The sequence below is a fragment of the Sphingomonas sp. ABOLG genome (assembly GCF_003950435.1).
GTDB classification, from domain to species: Bacteria; Pseudomonadota; Alphaproteobacteria; order Sphingomonadales; family Sphingomonadaceae; genus Sphingomonas; species Sphingomonas panaciterrae.
Genome location: NZ_QQWW01000001.1, coordinates 1 through 17,301, shown reverse-complemented (window position 1 = coordinate 17,301; position 17,301 = coordinate 1). Strand labels below are relative to the sequence as shown.

The 17,301-nt window shown below is 64.7% G+C and carries 16 protein-coding genes; 3 read left to right on the top strand and 13 right to left on the bottom strand.

Annotated features, from left to right (window positions below; all coding sequences use genetic code 11):
- Window positions 1–45: 45 nt before the first annotated feature.
- The 3 genes from CA236_RS00080 to CA236_RS00070 are packed head-to-tail and all read right to left on the bottom strand — an operon-like array spanning window position 46 to window position 4,135.
- Window positions 46–2,022: a hypothetical protein gene (locus tag CA236_RS00080; protein WP_125944070.1), complete on the bottom strand. Its 1,977-nt coding sequence runs from the start codon at window positions 2,020–2,022 to the stop codon at window positions 46–48.
- Window positions 2,019–2,924: a DUF4007 family protein gene (locus CA236_RS00075; protein ID WP_125944069.1), complete on the bottom strand. Its 906-nt coding sequence runs from the start codon at window positions 2,922–2,924 to the stop codon at window positions 2,019–2,021. Before CA236_RS00075 ends, CA236_RS00080 begins: the two co-directional genes overlap by 4 nt.
- Window positions 2,921–4,135, bottom strand: coding sequence for a cysteine desulfurase family protein (locus CA236_RS00070; protein ID WP_164518803.1), 1,215 nt, complete (start codon window positions 4,133–4,135; stop codon window positions 2,921–2,923). The genes CA236_RS00075 and CA236_RS00070 overlap by 4 nt, the downstream gene beginning before the upstream one ends.
- A 285-nt stretch (window positions 4,136–4,420) precedes the next feature.
- Between CA236_RS00070 and umuD the strand changes: the two genes are divergently transcribed.
- Window positions 4,421–4,849, top strand: a complete 429-nt coding sequence (gene umuD, locus CA236_RS00065) for a translesion error-prone DNA polymerase V autoproteolytic subunit (protein ID WP_125944323.1) — start codon at window positions 4,421–4,423, stop codon at window positions 4,847–4,849.
- A complete protein-coding gene (locus tag CA236_RS00060; RefSeq protein WP_125944067.1) occupies window positions 4,846–6,114 on the top strand; it encodes a Y-family DNA polymerase in 1,269 nt (422 codons plus the stop codon). Before umuD ends, CA236_RS00060 begins: the two co-directional genes overlap by 4 nt.
- Here CA236_RS00060 and CA236_RS00055 read toward each other — a convergent pair.
- Window positions 6,026–7,027 (bottom strand): DNA N-6-adenine-methyltransferase, encoded by a 1,002-nt coding sequence (locus CA236_RS00055; RefSeq protein WP_125944066.1) that lies wholly within the window; start codon window positions 7,025–7,027, stop codon window positions 6,026–6,028. The genes CA236_RS00060 and CA236_RS00055 overlap by 89 nt on opposite strands.
- A 604-nt stretch (window positions 7,028–7,631) precedes the next feature.
- On the opposite strand from CA236_RS00055, the gene CA236_RS18900 reads away from it, so the two are divergent.
- Window positions 7,632–8,654, top strand: a complete 1,023-nt coding sequence (locus tag CA236_RS18900; protein WP_206430473.1) for a HigA family addiction module antitoxin — start codon at window positions 7,632–7,634, stop codon at window positions 8,652–8,654.
- A gap of 37 nt (window positions 8,655–8,691) precedes the next feature.
- Here the strand turns inward: CA236_RS18900 and CA236_RS00045 are convergent, their stop codons facing one another.
- The 9 genes from CA236_RS00045 to CA236_RS00005 form a co-directional block, all read right to left on the bottom strand.
- On the bottom strand, window positions 8,692–9,972 hold the full coding sequence (locus tag CA236_RS00045) for a cytochrome P450 (protein ID WP_125944065.1): 1,281 nt from the start codon (window positions 9,970–9,972) through the stop codon (window positions 8,692–8,694).
- Window positions 9,973–10,000: 28 nt separating this feature from the next.
- Window positions 10,001–10,321, bottom strand: coding sequence for a 2Fe-2S iron-sulfur cluster-binding protein (locus CA236_RS00040; protein ID WP_046411193.1), 321 nt, complete (start codon window positions 10,319–10,321; stop codon window positions 10,001–10,003).
- Between the two features lie 212 nt (window positions 10,322–10,533).
- On the bottom strand, window positions 10,534–10,965 hold the full coding sequence (locus CA236_RS00035; RefSeq protein ID WP_206430469.1) for a glycoside hydrolase family 15 protein: 432 nt from the start codon (window positions 10,963–10,965) through the stop codon (window positions 10,534–10,536).
- A gap of 506 nt (window positions 10,966–11,471) precedes the next feature.
- Window positions 11,472–12,101, bottom strand: a complete 630-nt coding sequence (locus tag CA236_RS00030) for a TetR/AcrR family transcriptional regulator (RefSeq protein ID WP_125944064.1) — start codon at window positions 12,099–12,101, stop codon at window positions 11,472–11,474.
- 191 nt (window positions 12,102–12,292) lie between these two features.
- Window positions 12,293–12,730: a thioesterase family protein gene (locus CA236_RS00025; RefSeq protein WP_241212435.1), complete on the bottom strand. Its 438-nt coding sequence runs from the start codon at window positions 12,728–12,730 to the stop codon at window positions 12,293–12,295.
- Window positions 12,711–14,081, bottom strand: coding sequence for a Dyp-type peroxidase (locus tag CA236_RS00020; protein ID WP_125944063.1), 1,371 nt, complete (start codon window positions 14,079–14,081; stop codon window positions 12,711–12,713). The genes CA236_RS00025 and CA236_RS00020 overlap by 20 nt, the downstream gene beginning before the upstream one ends.
- 1 nt (window position 14,082) lies before the next feature.
- The gene (locus tag CA236_RS00015; protein WP_125944062.1) at window positions 14,083–14,781 is read right to left on the bottom strand and encodes a hypothetical protein; all 699 of its coding nucleotides are present in this window, start codon (window positions 14,779–14,781) and stop codon (window positions 14,083–14,085) included.
- Between the two features lie 17 nt (window positions 14,782–14,798).
- Window positions 14,799–15,887 (bottom strand): catalase family protein, encoded by a 1,089-nt coding sequence (locus CA236_RS00010; protein ID WP_239436748.1) that lies wholly within the window; start codon window positions 15,885–15,887, stop codon window positions 14,799–14,801.
- Between the two features lie 300 nt (window positions 15,888–16,187).
- Complete coding sequence (locus tag CA236_RS00005) at window positions 16,188–17,174, bottom strand: ABC transporter permease (RefSeq protein WP_277600058.1); 987 nt, start codon at window positions 17,172–17,174, stop codon at window positions 16,188–16,190.
- Window positions 17,175–17,301 lie beyond the last annotated feature (127 nt).

Here is a 17,301-nt window from a genome sequence, read left to right as displayed (position 1 = left end):
CTAGCACGGCTGGAGGGTTGCCCGGCAGCGAATTCACCGCCCACGCTACGCGTAGGGCTGAAAGGCATGCGGCTTGTTCACCCGGGGCGCCGTCTGCATCGTGCGCGAGGCGTGCTCGCGCATCAGCTGCTCGTTCGCGATGGCGGGCGTCAGGCCATACCAGTCGTCCAGCAGCTGCGAGGCCGCCATCGATGCGGGCCGGTCCCCGGAGACCGGGAGCCGCTCGCCTGCCGACCACCAGGTCGCGCTCCCGCCCCGTGGGTCGAGAAGCGACCGCATCAGCGCAGCCAGTTGCTGGAAGGCGACAGACTCCAGCTCGTCCAGTTCAGTCGAGACCATGGGGTCGATGGCGAGGAAGTCCCGATCCGCGCGCAGCGCCTCCAGTGCGAGAACCTCGACCGCCGCGCTCTCGACCTCGACGGGCCTCGACGGGATCACGAGGATGGTGCCCTCATGATCTATTCTGCGGGCCGCAGCGGTTGCGACCCCGATTTCAGTCCGGTTCCGGGCGAGGACGTACTTGACCCGCGGCGCGGCGCTCTCCTGCAGCCCATCGATGTCCGCCGCCGCGACATAGCCACCGGCAAAGAAGCGGTTCACGCCATAGCGAGCGTTATGGCCAGGCGTGCGCAGGTTAGGCGCCGGGAAGCGCTCCTCAAGGAAGCTCTGGAGGTCGAAGCCGATCGCCTGCCGCTCGCGCTCCTCCTTCACGCGGAGCGAGACGTCGATGTCGGCGCCATGCCACACCGCCACATCGTCGTTGTGACGCCGCCAAAGGAGGAGGTTGGCCTCCAGAAGATCGTCGATCGCCTTCGAAATCTCCGTCGGCCCGGTTCCAGGCCGCATGAGCGCCAGCTCCAGCACGGATCGGGGCAGCCGGCGCCTTTCGCCGCTTGTCCCCAGCTGGAGCACGCATGCGGCGGCGAGCGCCTCACGCTGGAGCGGGCTATGCGCGCGGGAGCGCGCGCTCTCCGTCTCCAGCCACCGTCTGTAGGCGCCGCCGATGCCGACATCGCTGCGCAGCGCGTCAGCGAAGGCGGTGTAGACTTCCTCGATCCCGACCGTCTCATTGAGATCCGTCTCGCGCAGGAAGGCGAACAGGCTGCGCTCGTTCTGGCCGACGCGGGCGACGAGCGTAGGCAGGATCTGCAGGGCGCCCGGGGTCAGCGGACGCGCGTCCGCGAGCACCTGTCCGACCTTCGCGTTGTCGGCCATGTCGTCGAGCCAACGCGCCGCGCGAACCTTGTCGATGACGCCGGGTGGCGTCTTCTCCTTCGGCGCCGCTGGACGGAGGCCTCCAACGACATGTGCGATCAGCTGGTAGATCTCCTGGCTGTCCTCGACCATGCGAACCGCGGCGAAGCGACCCTCGACCTTGCGCCACTCGCTGCGCGTCGTCTCGTTGAGGCGAGCGGCGTAAGCCAGCAGGTTCTGGTGCAGCAGCAGCGTCAGACTCATCGTCGGGCCGTTCGCCCGGACGCAGCGCTCGGCCAGTCGCTGGAGGATGTCGAGCTCGTCCGGGCGGCCCTCGCCGACCAGGCCCTCGAGATGCCGGCCGAACTCGTCCCAGATGATCGAGACGTGATCCCAACCGCCCTCGCGGAACGCCTTCCCGAAGCCCTCCACGGTCTGCGGCGCCTTCGCCATGCCGGCCGTTCTCGCGATCACCGCCAGGGGATCGGGTTCATAACCGGAGAGGACGACCACCAGGCCGCTGCGACAGGAATGCAGTCGATCCCGGATTTGGTGGCCGATCTCGGGCGCGAGTTCGTCGACCGCGTCGACCATGCCGGCGACGACCTGTCGGTCGTCCTCGCCGTTGCGCACGGCGAGAGCCGCGACGCCTGCGGCGAGGCTCTTCCCGCTGCCATACGGCGCGATGACCATCGTCGCGGCGTTGGGCTGCAACACGGCGTTGAGGACGGCCGCGGCGCGACGGGTCGGGCGGTAATGACTGAAGCGGGTCGGCTCGCCGAGATCCTCGGCAAGGCTCATCGACCGGAAGAAGCTGTCCTCGATCACGCCGCCTTCGCCTTCGACTTCTCGATTCGCTCGTAGAGCTCGCCGAGCCAGGATGCGGGTGCGCGCGGAGCGAGGACCAGCTGCCGCTCGCCCGCGGACGTTTCCACGCCAATCCCGTCGACCCACCGTTTTCTCCCGATCTCTCCAACCATCTCCTCGATGGCGTCCAGTCCCATGCAGAGCACCCGCCCGGGCCCGCCACGGGCCGACGACAGATCCCTGAGTGTCAGCGCCGACTTCTCCATGTCGGCCGCCAGCAGGCAGGCGGATGCCAGAAACGCCTCCATGGGGACGGCATGAGGGTTCCTGGTCCGCTCGAAGCGGTTGACCGCATCATGGCGGACGACGAGTCCGAGTTCGCGCAGCGGGCAGGCGCCGACGTCATCCGGGTCCACCACGTCGACGCCGGCGCGCGCCGCGTACGAGCTGATGAGGCAGGCGATCTCGCGCTGGGCCGCGGCCGGCGTCGCCGGGCGGATCGCGTGGCTCCGGGTGTGCTGGAGGAAGGCGTCGGTGCAGGCGATGCGGTCGAAGATCCGGTCGTGATAGTCGTTGAAGAACCACGACCAGACGGTCCCCTCGCGTCGCGCCATGGCCAGGTGCAGGAACCACCACGTGCCTGGGTATTCGAAGAACGGATCGTTCCGCTGGATCGACAGCGCGAGTTCGCTTGGCGGCATGGGTCCACGCGCGTTCTCGCGCTGGTCCCCGAGGCCGGTCACGTCCAGCCAATAGCCGAGCGAGTCCACCATCTTCGACCCGAGGCCTAGCTCGTCCGCGGTCTCCGTGTTGGCGACGAACGTGCCGTCGCGCACCAGCCGCCCGACGCCCTTCGGGAGCCACCCGTATCGCACCGGGAACGTGGCGTGACCTCCATATTGGAAGCGGATGGGCTTGCTCATACTGCTCTACTCACTTCTCGGCACACGCGCTCGACGGCGGCGATCGCTCGGTCGATCTCGTCCTCGGTGTTCAGCGGGGAGGTGGACAGGCGCACCGTGGAGAACGCCTGGGCCTCGGTCAGCCCCATGGCGATCAGCACGTGCGAAGGTGTCGGACGCATGCTGGAGCAGGCGGAGCCCTGCGAGACGAGAATGCCCAGCGCGTCCAGACGCGCCACGATCTCCATCGCGTCCCGACCCTCGAAGCGGATGCTCGTCGTGTTCGGCAGCCGCGGGGATCCGACGCCATTCACGGCGGCGCCGTCCACGCTGCTCACGATGGAGGCCTCCAGGCGGTCGCGAAGCATCCGCATCCTGCCGACATCGCCGTCCAGCTGCTCGGCGCGCTCCGCGCAGGCGGCCCCCATCCCGGCGATCAGCGGTAGGGCCTCGGTCCCAGCGCGCCTGCGTCCTTCCTGATCGCCACCATGCAGCAGCGGGTGGATGCGGTCCTCGCCATCGGACAGCAGGATGCCTCCAACGCCCATCGGGCCGTGCAGCTTGTGGGCGGAGACGCTCGCCGCATGCGCGCCGCCGTCGCCGAGAACCAGCGGCAGCTTGCCGAACGATTGCGCGGCGTCCGTATGGAAGAGGACGTCGCCGCGCTTGGCGATCAGGCGAGCGATCTCCTGGATGGGTTGGATGACACCCGTCTCGCTGTTCGCGGTCTGCACCGACAAGACGATCGCGCCGGATATCGATCGCAGATGCCTCTCCAGCACATCCAATGCAATCACGCCATCCCTTCCGACCGGCATCCGGATCACGGGAACCCCGTCGCGCTGAAGCGCCGCCGAGGGGGAGAGCACCGACGGGTGCTCGACTGCGGTCGTGATCAGCGTGGCTCGCAGCGCCCGGGCGGCGTGCAGCACGGTGTTGTTGGCCTCCGTGCAACCCGAGGTGAACACCACGGCGTCGTCGAACACGCCCTCGGCCAGGGAGGCCACCGCGTCTCTTGCTCGCGTGATCGTGGCGCGCGCCTCGGCTCCTCCGGCATGGCCGCTCGAAGGATTGGTCCCCCCGACCAGTCCGGCCACCACGGCGTCTGTCACGCGCTGGGTGACCGGCGCATTCGCGTTCGCGTCCAGGTTGATGGGCACCATCTCCGCCAAGCGCGCTGGATCGGAGCCTGCGCAGCCCTTGTCCTCCTCGCTCAAGACGTTGCCGAACATTGCGATTTCCCCCATCTCTGGCGTGCTTATAGGTTGGCCCCCCGCGGACCGCCAAGCGATCTGGCGCACATGTTGAACAATCGCTCTCGACGGACGCTGGACCGAGTTGGTTTCTTCACGTTCATGTTGCGTTCTTTGGAAACAATCCAGCGCTCCGCGTCAATGTGGAGCTGCATGATTGAGACGCCGAGGCGCTGGCGCCTGTCGGCTCATGCAGGAAATATCGTTCTCAATATGTTCGCCCCGTCCTACAACGCTTCCGAACCTGTGTTTGGAAGCGTGCCGATGACCAGCCTGACCCTGCATGACGTGCCGTTCGAAGCGGTCGCTCACGAGCTGCCGCTGTTCGTCTGCACCACGCCGGCCGGCTTCCCGTCGCCGGCCCAGGACGACATGGAGGAGCCGATCGACCTCGCGGCCTGGCTGATCGACCATCCGGCGGCGAGCTACGTCATGCGTGTCGCGGGCCACTCCATGACCGGTGCCGGGATCGCCGACGGCGACCTCGTCGTCGTCAGTCGAGCGGTGGAGGCGCGCGCCGGGGACATCGTCGTCGCGCTGGTCCACGGGGACCGCACGATGAAGCGGCTGCGCCGGCGCGGCGACCGGCTGTGGCTGGTGCCCGAGGCGGAGGGCTACGACGCCATCCGCATCGACGAGAACGTCGAAATCTGGGGCGTCGTGGTCGCGCTGGCCCGCCGTTACCGCGCATGACCGCGATCGGGCTGATCGACTGCAACAACTTCTACGTCAGCTGCGAGCGTGCATTCGACTCGAAGCTGGTCGGCGTCCCCGTCGTGGTCGCCAGCAACAACGATGGCTGCGCCATCGCGCGTTCGAACGAGGCCAAGGCGCTGGGCGTGAAGATGGGCGATCCCATCCACCTCATCCGCGATCGGCTCGACAAGCATGGCGTCGTGGTCCGCTCGTCGAACTACACGCTCTACGGGGACATGCAGCGGCGGGTCGTCGCGGCCGTGGAGGAGTTCGCCAGCGAGGTGGAGATCTACTCCATCGACGAGAGCTTCCTCGATCTGGCGCCGTTCGCTGACCGCGACCTCGTGATCCATGCCAACGCCATGCGGCGGCAGGTACAGCGCTGGACGACGATCCCGACCTGCGTCGGCATCGGACCGACGAAGACCCTGGCCAAGCTGGCCAACGCCGCCGCCAAGAAGAACCCGCTGTTCGACGGGGTCGCCGACCTGCGTGACGAGACCATCCGCGGCTTCGTCCTCGACCGCTTCCCGGTGGCCGAGGTGTGGGGTGTCGGTCGGGCGACCGCGGCCAAGCTGGCGACACTGGGCGTCGCCACCGCGGGCCAGCTCCGGGACATGCAGATGAAGCAGGCGCGCGGCCTCGGCACCGTCGTCCTGGAGCGGCTCGTCGCCGAACTGCAGGGGGTCGCCGCCAGCGTGGTGGAGGTCGTCGAGCCGCAGCGGAAGGGGATGGCGGTGACGCGCTCCTTCGGGACGCCAGTCACCGACCTTGAGACCCTGATGGGCGCGGTCGCCCAGTACGCGATGCGTGCCGGCGAGAAGCTGCGGTCGCACGGACTCGTCGCCGCCCAGCTCACCGTCTTCTTCCACACTAACCCGCACAACCGCGACCGACCGCAACACCACGGATCCCGGCGCATGACGCTGCACCCGATGACCGACGACTCGCTCGAACTGCTCGCCGCCGCCCGCCGGGGCGTGGAGGCGGCGTGGCGCGACGGCTTCGCCTACACGAAGGCGGGAATCATGCTGGACGACCTCGTGGCCGCCGACCTGCGCCCGCGGACGCTGTTCGAGGGCCACACCGACCGGCGAGCCCGGCTGATGACGGCGCTCGACGAGGTGAACGGCAGGTTCGGCCGCTACACCGCCGTGCCGGCGGCGCAGGGGTTCAAGCGAGACTGGCGGATGCGCGCCGAGGCGAAGTCGCCGGCGTGGACGACGCGGATCGCCGAGGTGCCGGTGGTTTCCGCCCGGTGACATCCGGGACGTCGCACGACGGGTCCGCGCCTGGTCTGCGCCGGCGCGCCAGCCAGAAGCCCGGCACCAGCTCGCTGTAGCGGTCCTTCTGCTCGCCGGTCGCGCCGAGCGTCACCAGCATCAGCGAGAACGGGGTCTGCTGCGCCTTTCCCGCCGGGCTCAGGAAGCGGACCCGTCCCTGAAGCAGGAACAGATCGGCGTCCGCGCTCAGCGTCTGATGGAACCAGGCGGCGTCCGTGCGCACCGGCACGAGGCAGACGACCGTCTCGACGTTCCGGGCGCTCCATTGGTGGTGAGCTCGGCGCAGCCACATGAGCAACTCGCTGAATGGAGGGTTCACGAAGGCGAGACGGCCCGACCAGTCGTCGACCAATCCGTCTCCCCCCTCGCTGAGCAGGATGCGGCGCTTCGCAATCACGGGACTGAGCGCGTGACCGCAGGGATCGAGGTCGACGTCGCCGAAGGCCGCGTAAATGCCATCCATGAACTCCGGCGGCGTGAAGCGGCTGTCCCGGTCTTCCTTGTCGCCCTGTCCCCAGTAGGCGCGCTCAGGCGCACGGCGGCGGGCATTCGGCGCGAGCACGGAGAGCAGGCGAAGAAGGCTCGCGACTGACCCGCCTCCTTGTTCTAGGCTGGAGACTGTAGCCCGAGTTAGGCACGCCTTTGACGCTACCTCGCTCACCGAAAGCGCCCGCAGGCGCCGGCGGGTGCGCAACTGGTCAGCCAGTGTTGCGCCCGGACCGAGCCCTGTCAGGCGAAAGTCCAGGGCCTTCATGGCCGCGACCAGCGTCGTGACCGAACCAACCCCTTTCTCCAGCCTTTTGACCGTCTGGGCGTCGGCGCCGATCCGGTCCGCTAGGGTCTTCTGACTCCAACCGGCTGACCGCCGCGCCTCCTTAAGATCGCCGATCAAAATCTGACCTCAACTGGTATCATTTTCTTTCCAGTGACCATTCACCAGCCGTTACCGGTGAGATCAGTGCAAGCTGTTAATTGGCGAGGTCGCTCGTCGCCAGGAACTGGTGTCAGGCGGTAGGCGCTGCGGCGCATGGACTGGTGCAGGCGTTCATCGTCGAGGTCACTTGGTCGTGGATCGGCTTCAAAACGGCGCCGACGATCACCCGCGCACACCGACTGCCTGATCGTAGGCTCTACCCCCACACGTCCTTTCCCGCTTGGCCGCGTAAATACGGCCTGTCAGCTCCCGGCCCAGGAGCTGCCATCCTAACATCCGGCGCGCTGAGCGGCTGGAAGTGGGCCGGTTTTGGACTGGCAGGTTACGGCACTCGAACGAGCGGACCGGACGTAAACCATCCTATTCTCAGTCGACGGCGAAACTTGACCGTCAGCAGTCAGCGCATTTCGGCGTGAGAGTCGGCAGCCGCAGACTTCGAATGGTCTGAGCGTTGATGTCGGCACGGATTGGAAATGACATTAGCCTAAACCTTGATGTAGCGTGTAGCGCATCACGCTACATTGCCATCGACATGCATCGTGTAGCGTCATGCACTACACGTATGAAAAATGAATCTATCCATCCGGGCGAGTATGTCCGAACCAACGTCATTCCTGTTGGCACCAACGTCACCACAGCGGCCAAGCTGATCGATGTCAGCCGTCCAACGCTCTCAAACTTTCTCAACGGGAAAGCGGATCTCTCAACCGAGATGGCAGCTCGATTAGAACGAGCTTTCGGCGTATCTGCCCGCACTTTACTTGACGTTCAAAGCGCGTGGGACGCTGCCAAAACCACAGCCCGCTCGGCGGCGATTACCAAGTCTTATGTGCCGCCCTTTTTGCAGATTAAGGGTGCCGACATCACCCGGTGGGCGACGACGGGCGTCACCCCTCGCCAACGGCTGGCTGTGTTCATCAGAACGTTGGTGAACTCGACTGGGGTCGGCCTGATTAAGGTCGAGTTCCCCGGCAATGACGATAGCGAGCGCTCTGGTTGGGATGGAGAGGTTACGGCAACGCATGCGACACCCTGGGTGCCATCGGGCCATTCCGGTTGGGAGTTTGGCGTTACCGAAGACATCAAAGGCAAGGCCGATCCCGAGCGGCGGTTCGAGTTCGATCTCGGCATCGACGCGGATGACGATCCGGTGGACGGCATAGCGGTGGGGCTGCAGGCGATCCGTGATCTCGACTTCGTGCTGGACGCGCCAGCCGCCAGCGCGATCATCCGCGACGTGGGGGATTCGAACATTGTCCTGCGCTTCTTCGGCTGGGTGAACCAGTCGCGCACCGATTATCTGAAAGGGCGCAGTTTGGCGCTAGATGCAGCCAAGCGTAGTTTGGAAGCTCACGGCTTTGCCCTGCCCGAACCGATTTACCGCCTGCGTTTTGATCAGGGTGCCGCCGTTCCGACCCAAAGCGCGTCGAACGCCCCAGTCGCCAAACCACCGAAACCGGCTGTGTCGCAACAGAGGATCGCGCACGATGCTGCGCCCGACGCGCATATCGCCAAGCTGGTCGACGAGGAACGCGCCGAAACCCAGGGCGGAGACCTCCTTGACGACAAGCGCCCGGTCGAGTGACAAAACCGAAACGTGCCTCAAGTAGGCAGCGTAACGGTCAATACCGGCGCGGGATAACGACCCGCATCGATTCATAGCCCTTCACGAAGTTCGAGCGGACGCGCTTGGGCTCCGCGACCACATTGATCTCCGGGAAACGCTTCATGATCTCTTCCCACACGATCTGCAGCTGCAGTTCGGCAAGGCGATTGCCAACGCAGCGGTGGACGCCGAAGCCGAACGAGATGTGCTGGCGCGGACGGGGACGATCGATGATATAGTCGTTCGGGCGCTCGATCACTTCATCGTCGCGATTGCCCGAGACGTACCACATGACAACCGTGTCATCTTTCTTGATCTGCTGGCCGCGGAATTCGACATCGCGGGTGGCGCGACGCTTCATGTGCGACAGTGGCGTCTGCCAGCGGATCGTTTCCGACACCATCGACGGCAGCAGTGACGGATCGGCCATCAGCTTGGCGAACTGATCGGGGTTCTTGGACAAGGCATAGACCGAGCCGGTCATCGTGTTGCGTGTGGTATCGTTGCCGCCCACCGTCAGCAGCATGACGTTCCCAAAATATTCCATCGGCGACATACCGCGTGTCGCGGGATCATGCGCGAGCATCGAGATGAGGTCGCCGGTCGGCTCTGCATTGACGCGCTCGTTCCACAGCTGCGTAAAATAGGCATGATAGTCGCGAAAGATGCCCATCTTCTGCTCGCGCGTCTCGACCACGCCATGCCCCGGCTCCGCAGTGACCACATCGGACCAATAGGTCAGCTTGCGGCGATCCTCCTGCGGCATGCCGAACAGCGTCGCAAGCGTCATCGCGGTGAGCTCCATCGACACCTTGTCGACCCAGTCGAACTCTTCGCCGATCGGCAACCCATCGAGGATCGCGGCGGCACGCTCGCGGATCAACGGACCCAGGATCTGAAGGTTGGTGGGCGACACGGCGGGGCTGACCGCCTTGCGCTGCACGTCGTGCTTGGGCGGGTCCATCGCGATGAACATCGCCAGCCCTTCGAGTTGCGGCGTTTCGCCGGGCGCTAGCGGCGGGACCATCATGATCCCCGGCTCCGACGAGAAGGTCTGGTGATCGATGTCGACCGCCATGATGTCGTTATATTTCGTCACCGACCAGAACGGCCCATAAGCGCTTTCGGCGGTGTAATGGACCGGCGCCTCGGCACGCAGCCGCTCGAAATTCCACCACATCTCGTCGGCAGCGAACAGCTCGGGGCGCGACGGATCCAGCTTGTCGAGCGGGGTCGCATAGGCGGCGTCGCGGGCGGGATTGGTGGCGGCGAAGGCGGCAGTGGCGGCGGTGCTCATGCGACGGATCCTTCCGGGATGATGGGGCTCAGTGCTGGCTTTCGGGCATGGTGACGATCAGCCCGTCGAGCGCGGGCGTAACCTCGATCTGGCACGACAGCCTGCTGTTGCTTTCCACGTTTTCAGCGAAGTTCAGCATCTCGGCTTCCTGCTCGGTGCGCTCACCGGTCGCCGTCAGCCAGTCTGGATCGACATAAACGTGGCACGTTGCACAGGCGGCCGCGCCGCCGCAATCGGCATCAATACCGGGCACGCCGTTCTTTACCGCGCCCTCCATCACGCTCCAGCCGTCGGTGACCTGCTGTTCATGACGCGTGCCGTCGTGCTCGACGTAGATGATCGTTGCCATCGGTTCCTCTCGGTGCCGTTCGTCCACGAAGTGGAAGGTCTGTTGATACAGGCGTAATCCTTACTGACAGCCGTGACAATAGGAGAGTGTCGGGTCGTGAGGTCGCATCCGCGCATCGTGAAGATGGCGGCTTACCTGACTCGGCCCATCGAACAGCGCGTCCCAGCGTTGCAAGGTGAGTAACAGTTGCCGGCGCATCGAGCGGGGTTTCCTTACGGTTGCCAGCTTGGCCGGTACGCTGGGTCCAAACGCCGATCCAGGAAGTGCGCGGCGCTGATGAAGGCCAGATGGGTGAGCGCCTGGGGAAAGTTTCCCAACGACAAGCCGCGCACGTCTACCTCCTCGGCGAACAGGCCGAGATGGTTGGCATAAGCCGCACCCTTGGCAAGCTGCATCCGCGCCTCATCCAAGCGGCCGGCGCGCGCCAGGCACTCCGCAAACCAGAATATGCATGTCGTAAAGGCGACTTCATCGCCTTCGAGCGCGTCGTCGATACGGTAGCGGTAGACCAGCCCGTCATCGGACAATTGCTCGCCGATCGCATCGAGCGTCTGAAGCCACACGGGATCGGTCGATGATACGAAGCGGACGAGGGGCATCATCAGCAACGCCGCGTCCAGCTCGCGCCCGCCCCGCTCCTGCACTGTCCGCCGTCAGCACCAATGGCACAGATTTGAGGTTGTGATTTAAGGAGGATCTAGGCTTCGTCGTAGTGACGAAGGAACGAAGATGAAGCCCAGATCCTCCAATGTAAAATCGCCCGCCATCGGGAAGGCGTCGCAGCGGAAATCACTAATTCGGCATAACGACTGGTGTTTGGCGATCAGAACGTGCCACTGGTCGCGGGGCACAGGGGGCTACAGATGCGCGCACTTATAATGGGATTGGTCTGCCTTTCGCTGGGAAGTGCAGCTATCGCGCGAGACCCGGCATTTGATCCGCGTGCCTGGAAGTCCAAGGTGGCCGGGGAGAAGACGCAGGTTTTGGTGCTGGGTTCGGTTCACCTCAAGAATCTGGGTGCGTTCAAGCCTGATGACCTGCTCCCCGGAAATCATGCCATTGGTAGCTTAGCTCGTCAGATGGAGACGAGCGATGCGGCGAGGCCGTTCTACCCTGCCAAGGCTATTGGCTATGGCAGTCACCACCGCGGTTACGAATCATGCCGTATGAAGAGCTTTGCCAAGGCCTTCATCCAATCCTCGCTCATAGGCTGATCTGACTCAGGAGCACGCAGCATGTTCTCCGCCCGACCGATCAGACATTGCAACAAAGCATGACGGAACGTCGCAAGATCGAGATCCGCTAGCGCGATCGCGGCTCCCGGATGTGCTAGCAAGGCATCAATTGCGCGTAGACCGACAGCATAGGTAGAGGTCCAGGCATCATGCCGCGCGTCCGGTAGTTCCGCCAGCACCGCTGCGATCGCCTGACGCTCCGCGCTGATCAAGAAGGCCAGGATACGCCTCCCGACGCTGCAGAATGCATCGCGAAAGTCTTCCGCATCCACGTCCTCATGAAGTCCGCTTTCTTCCAGTTCCAGCTTGCGCCGCAGGAGGCGCATCAAGAGATCACTGCGGCCATGAAAGCGAGTGTAGATCGTCTTCTTGCTGACAGCAGCCGCACGTGCGATCCGTTCGACCGAGAGTTCGCGGGCACCCTTTGCGAGCAGCAAGTCCCAAGTGGCGGCCAGGATCCGGTCTTCCAGACTGGCCGCCTGTTCGGCACTCGGCCGGCCTATCCGACCGCGTTGGCTTTTCGGCATTCTCTTTTCACCGACCATCGCGGCTCTTCCTTACATCGCTCCGAGCTTTGATCGGTCCCGGTCAGCGTCGGCGACGACCGCTCGAGCCGTTCCGACGCTGCCCAGAGGCTGAGCATGATCGGCCGTGGCGCAGCTTGCTCGCGGGCTGCGCCGCACCATCCGACCCAAGCTGCTCGCCAGGGTTAACCGCCCCTCATAGGCCCGGCGTGTTACAGGCAGAACGGCTGCGCGAGGTCCGGAGTTAGGCGGACGAGTTGACCCGAACTCGCATCGAGACAGCATAGCGTCGAGCGCACCTCGGCGACCGTCTCGCCGTCCCTGCTGATACTCGTCGAGAACCATGCTCGCGACGCTGTGTGCTTGGTAAGCTGCACCGTCGCGACGAGACTATCGCGGAGAAAGGCCGGTTTTCGATAGAAGATCTCGTGACTAGCGACGATCCAGCGAAGCCGGTCGACATCTTCCTTCCTCGCCACCGCGCGCCAGTACGCGGTTATCGCCTGCTGCACCCACTGCAGGTACACAGCATTGTTGACGTGGCCCGGTTCGTCGATCGCGTCCGCCGAAACGGTGATGGCATGCCGATGCGAACGGTATTGCGAGCGCCCCCCGGGCCCGCCGGACGGTTCAGCGCCAGCCTGCTTCACCGATCCACCGGAGCGCCGTCAGCGACGGCATGAAGAGATATTCGCCGCCCATCAGACGGTTGAAGGTGGTCACGCCGTTGACGCGCCTTCGCGCCTGCTCCTGCGGAATGGTGAAGGTCCCGGGCTCCTCGTGCAGCGCGACGATCGGGTCCCTCTCGGTGCCAAGATCGATGAAGTTACCCCGGTTGATCCATTCCTGCTGGAGGAACTCGATCGTATCGTACGCCCGCGCGCTGATGAAGATGAAGAAGATGCCGCGATCGCCATTCGCATCGTCGGCCGCCGTCACGTCCGGAGTCCACTTGGGGCCGAAGGTGGAAGAGCGCCGGATAATGCGGTGGATGTTGACGTCGGTCAGGATCGTCAACTGGCTGTCGCGCGGGTTCAGACGGCGCATGTGCGCTGAATGCGGACAGACCAGTCCCTTGGGATCTTCCGCGAAATTGAAATCGTTGTTGCGTGATCGATCCGCCCCCAGCGCCTCGTCGTCACGATCCGGTGCCAGGATCAGCGGCGCGCCGCTGCGCCAGCGGCCGAACATCTTGGCCGCCAGCTTTTCCTGGTCGGCTTCGCTATCGGCGTTGGCACGGATGAAATCGTTGAAGGCGCCAACCGCGCTCTGATATTTGCGCAGGACCACGAACGATCCGTTGTGGCCGAGCGGGGCCGGTTCGGGCATTGCGACTGGCGCGCCGGTCTCGCTGTTTTCGCCCAGGATGAACTCGCCCGCCGCGATCGCGCGCTCGTCGCCCCGCGGGTCCACCCCGCCGCCCGCCACTGTCGGCTGCGAGATGGAGTCGCGAAATCCGAAAGGATTCTTGGCATCGGCATCCGCCCCGAAGCTGTGCGTGCCGACGAGCGTGACACCATGCGAGGCTTCCAACTCGGTCATGGCAACTTCGATCGCCTTTTCAAGCGCGGCTTCGTCGCGGGCATAAATCGTCAGCGCGATATGGCAGGTGCCGGGCCGAAAGGCATCTTCCCACCGGTCGGGTGCGTTCTCGCCGAAGTCGCGCAATTGCTCGGCTCGGGCGGCCATGCCCTGTTGAAACGGCAGGGGAAAGCTCTTCAGCGATGCCTCTGGCACGCCCAGCGCCTTCAGGCCGGCATGGCTGATCGCGACGCCGGTCCAAGCGTCCATGTCGTCCGTCCAATCGTGGGCCGAGGGGATGTGCGGCGCGAGCCGGCGGACGAGATCGCGACCGCCTTCCGCCTCATCGACGTGCAGCATCGCGTGCAGGCCGACATAGGGCTCGGGCCGGGATCGCAGGATCAGGGCCTGGATGTCGTCGAGCTGCAGCTTGACCCGCTCCCGGCTGAAGCGCGCCTTCAGGTTCGCCAGAACGCTCATGTCAGTAATCCACCCCTTCCGGCTTGGAGATGGCGTCTGTAAGTTGGTCGAGCGCCGCCTTGGTCGTCGGGTCGATGCCCATGTTGGCGGCCTCTGCATCGAGGAACACGTTGAGCGCCTTCTCCATTCGCTGGAAGCGGCGTACGTCGACCACCGTCACCTGCGGATTGGCAACGAACCAGCCGGCAGCGTCGATCTGGTGGTCGGCGATGAAATCCTTCACCTTGGGGCTGTCGATCCCCGGCCAGCCTTCGACGTTGGCGAACAGAAGGTCCATGAGCTCGGGGATCTTGGTCGCAAAGTCATTGATGTAGGCGTCCCAGTCGCCGTCGTAAGCGGTCGCGAACAGGATGCGCGTATCATCGTCGAAAAAGACGAAGCGCATGTCGTGCAGGGTGGAGACGCGCTGGGCGCCGTCCATGTTGCCGGCGGTGAGATCGAAGATCCGTCGCAGGCGCTCCGCGCCGCCCGGCTTGAGCGTCGCGATGGCGGTGAGTTCGGACACGTTGCCGGATTGCTTGCCGGCGCGGCCGGCCGACCGGGCGCTGCCCTTCAGGTCCGGATTATGTTTGCGGATCATCGCCTCGAGCGCGATCTTGGCGAGGTGGGGTGCATCGGCGGCGACTTCCTCCACCCGGCGACGGATTTCCTGAAGCTTGCTCTCATCCGCGAGGCGCGGGTCCTTGTTGTCTGTGGTCATCACGACCTCCTGCTTGTTCAATCGGGAATGTCATCGAGCCGGTCAGGCTCGATCCGGGGGCGCGCGTTCATCCGATGGCGGTAGCTGGTGGAGCGTTCGTAAGCCGCCCGGCGGATGCGCATGATCTGGCCGAGTGGGCGGTGCGCCTCTACGCCGTTCCATGGATTGAAAGACAGGACGTCGTCGCCATACACCTGGCGTGCCGGGGCGTAAGCGTCCTGCGCTGCGAACCGCAGCGTCGCGATTGGGCGATGCGGCGACACCTTCTCGTCCCAGCGTACCGCCGCATCCTCGACCGGCATCTCCGCCAGATCGGTGCAGAGCTGCGCCGACAGGGCATATTCCGCGCCCTGGCCGGCGAAATGCTCCACCATAACATCCCGCATCGTGGAGAAATCCGTCTTGCCCACCGGCTGTCCCGTCAAGGCCCGGACGTTATCGGAAGCTGGGGACAGCGCCAGCTTGGCGACATGGTCACCGAAGCGGATAGCACCTTGCGTATGGTAGCTCTCGCCGAGCGGATGATGGTTGTCGCGCGCCAAACCTTCGAGTGTCGCCCCCGGCGTCATCCTGAACGCCTCCACTGTCTTCTTGGCACCCCGCGCAGTGCCCGCGATCAGCCGCTGGAAGGTGTCGGGCGCATGCGCATTCGCCTCGAGAAGGCTCAGCATCAGCTTGTATTTGGCGATGGTGCCAAAGGCGAGGACGGGAAAGTTCACCATCAGGAAATCCTGGTTGGCGCCCCCGATATCGGGCGACAACCGCTCTCCTTCGACGCCGATCACCTTGATCGCGAAGCCTCGCGGCGCAGGGATCGCGTCCGAATGAATGTCGCTGGGTGCCGAGGACAGCCGTGCGACCACACCATACGTGGCTGGGCGCACGAAGATACCCTGCCGCAGTTCCGGCGCCAGATCGTCGTGAACCGTCAATGTGCCCTTCAGGACGGCATGTGACTTGGCATGCGCGTCGCGGATCGCGTGACGGTGATGCTCGAAAGCGCAGCGGTTGCCGGCCGCCATCTGCTCGACGATCTCGGCCGTCAGGCGCTCTTCATCCTCGGCGATCGTCTCGATGTCGGACGAATAGAGAAGCGGTGCTTTCAAAGCCTGACCTCGTCTGTTGCCCATGTCCCGACGCCGGTCGCGGCGCCGCTTGGCCCAGCCATTTCCCGGCAATTACCCACCAACAACACTAGGGGAACCGAATGGTTCCCTTTCTTGCTGACTCGACCAGGTCTCTACGTGAGGCAACTATCGATGTAGGTGGCAGCGATCAGCGACACGAAGTCTCGTGGCCATGCGAAGCGAGGTCGCAGCCACTACGAGCGGCTAGAAGGAGTGCGCGATACACTACAGCCGCGGAAACGGTGGAGCTTGCGCTCCTTGGCGAGGATTGCCCTCCATTCAGGCCTCGGTGGCGGACGTCCCGACCATCGCGCCGAAGCCGACGAGGCGCGAATACGCCAGCATGGCATAGCCGATGGCAAGGCTTGCAAGGGTCAGGGCCGGGATCGTGACCTCGCCCAGGCTCGCATGCATCTGGTTCAACGGGACGAACGTGTGGACGCCGGCGGTGGCCGGGATCAAGTGAGAGAGAGCGGCGATGAAACGCGGCATCTGATCGAGCGGATAGGCGGTCCCGGTGAGGAAGAAGAACGGCACCGAGGTCGGTGCCAGGATGTAGGTTGCCCGCTCGGCGCAATCGAACACGCTGCCGATGAGCAGCCCTAGGGCAGCAACCGCCGTGGCGAAGACAGGGACCATCACCATCATGCCGGTAATGTCGCCATCGACGGGCACAGCCTGGAGCCAGAAGATGAACCCGAAGAGGAAATAACACCCCAGGATGCCCACCGACGCGAACGCCGCCAGCGTACCCCAGAACTCCGCGACACCCATCCGCCATGCGCCGGAGCGGCGTCGTCCGCCCATGAAGGTAGCGGCGCCGAAGAGCAGCGTCTGCTGAACGATGATCACCGCTACGGCCGGAAAGACATAGCCCTTGTAACCACCCGTCCGATTGAACAACGGTTCGGTGGTGACCGCGACGGGCAGCCCGCCGCGACTGAGTTGGGTTCCGGGGATCAGCCGTGACGTGGCGATGTTCTGGATGACAGCCGTCACAGCTTCGCCGATGGTGCTGGCGCGCAGGAGGTAGGTTGCATTGACCCACACGGCGACGCCGGCGCCGGGCGTTCCGGTGCGAAGCTGACGCTCCAGATTATCGGAAATGAGGATGATCCCGTCAGCCTTGCCGATTCGCATGATCTGCCTGGCCGTGGCCACGTTCGGGACGACCTCGGCAACCCGGCTGGCGCGCGTCGCGTCCAGGTCGACGATCATCGCTCTACTGAGGGCGCTGCCATCCTGGTCAACCACGACGACGGGCAGTGTTCCCCGTCAGCGCCAATGGCACAGATTTGAGGTTGTGAATTAAGGAGTGTTGGGGCTTCGTCGTAGTGACGAAGGAACGAAGATGAAGCCCCAACACTCCTTGAAAAAATCGCCTGCCAAGGCC

What these genes read in the sequence shown, in the direction of transcription:
- CA236_RS00075 (WP_125944069.1), bottom strand. Translation starts at nt 2,924, where the DNA reads ATGAGCAAGCCCATCCGCTTCCAATATGGAGGTCACGCCACGTTCCCG.
- CA236_RS00070 (WP_164518803.1), bottom strand. Translation starts at nt 4,135, where the DNA reads ATGTTCGGCAACGTCTTGAGCGAGGAGGACAAGGGCTGCGCAGGCTCC.
- umuD (WP_125944323.1), top strand. Translation starts at nt 4,421, where the DNA reads ATGACCAGCCTGACCCTGCATGACGTGCCGTTCGAAGCGGTCGCTCAC.
- CA236_RS00060 (WP_125944067.1), top strand. Translation starts at nt 4,846, where the DNA reads ATGACCGCGATCGGGCTGATCGACTGCAACAACTTCTACGTCAGCTGC.
- CA236_RS18900 (WP_206430473.1), top strand. Translation starts at nt 7,632, where the DNA reads ATGAAAAATGAATCTATCCATCCGGGCGAGTATGTCCGAACCAACGTC.
- CA236_RS00045 (WP_125944065.1), bottom strand. Translation starts at nt 9,972, where the DNA reads ATGAGCACCGCCGCCACTGCCGCCTTCGCCGCCACCAATCCCGCCCGC.
- CA236_RS00040 (WP_046411193.1), bottom strand. Translation starts at nt 10,321, where the DNA reads ATGGCAACGATCATCTACGTCGAGCACGACGGCACGCGTCATGAACAG.
- CA236_RS00030 (WP_125944064.1), bottom strand. Translation starts at nt 12,101, where the DNA reads ATGGTCGGTGAAAAGAGAATGCCGAAAAGCCAACGCGGTCGGATAGGC.
- CA236_RS00020 (WP_125944063.1), bottom strand. Translation starts at nt 14,081, where the DNA reads ATGAGCGTTCTGGCGAACCTGAAGGCGCGCTTCAGCCGGGAGCGGGTC.
- CA236_RS00015 (WP_125944062.1), bottom strand. Translation starts at nt 14,781, where the DNA reads ATGACCACAGACAACAAGGACCCGCGCCTCGCGGATGAGAGCAAGCTT.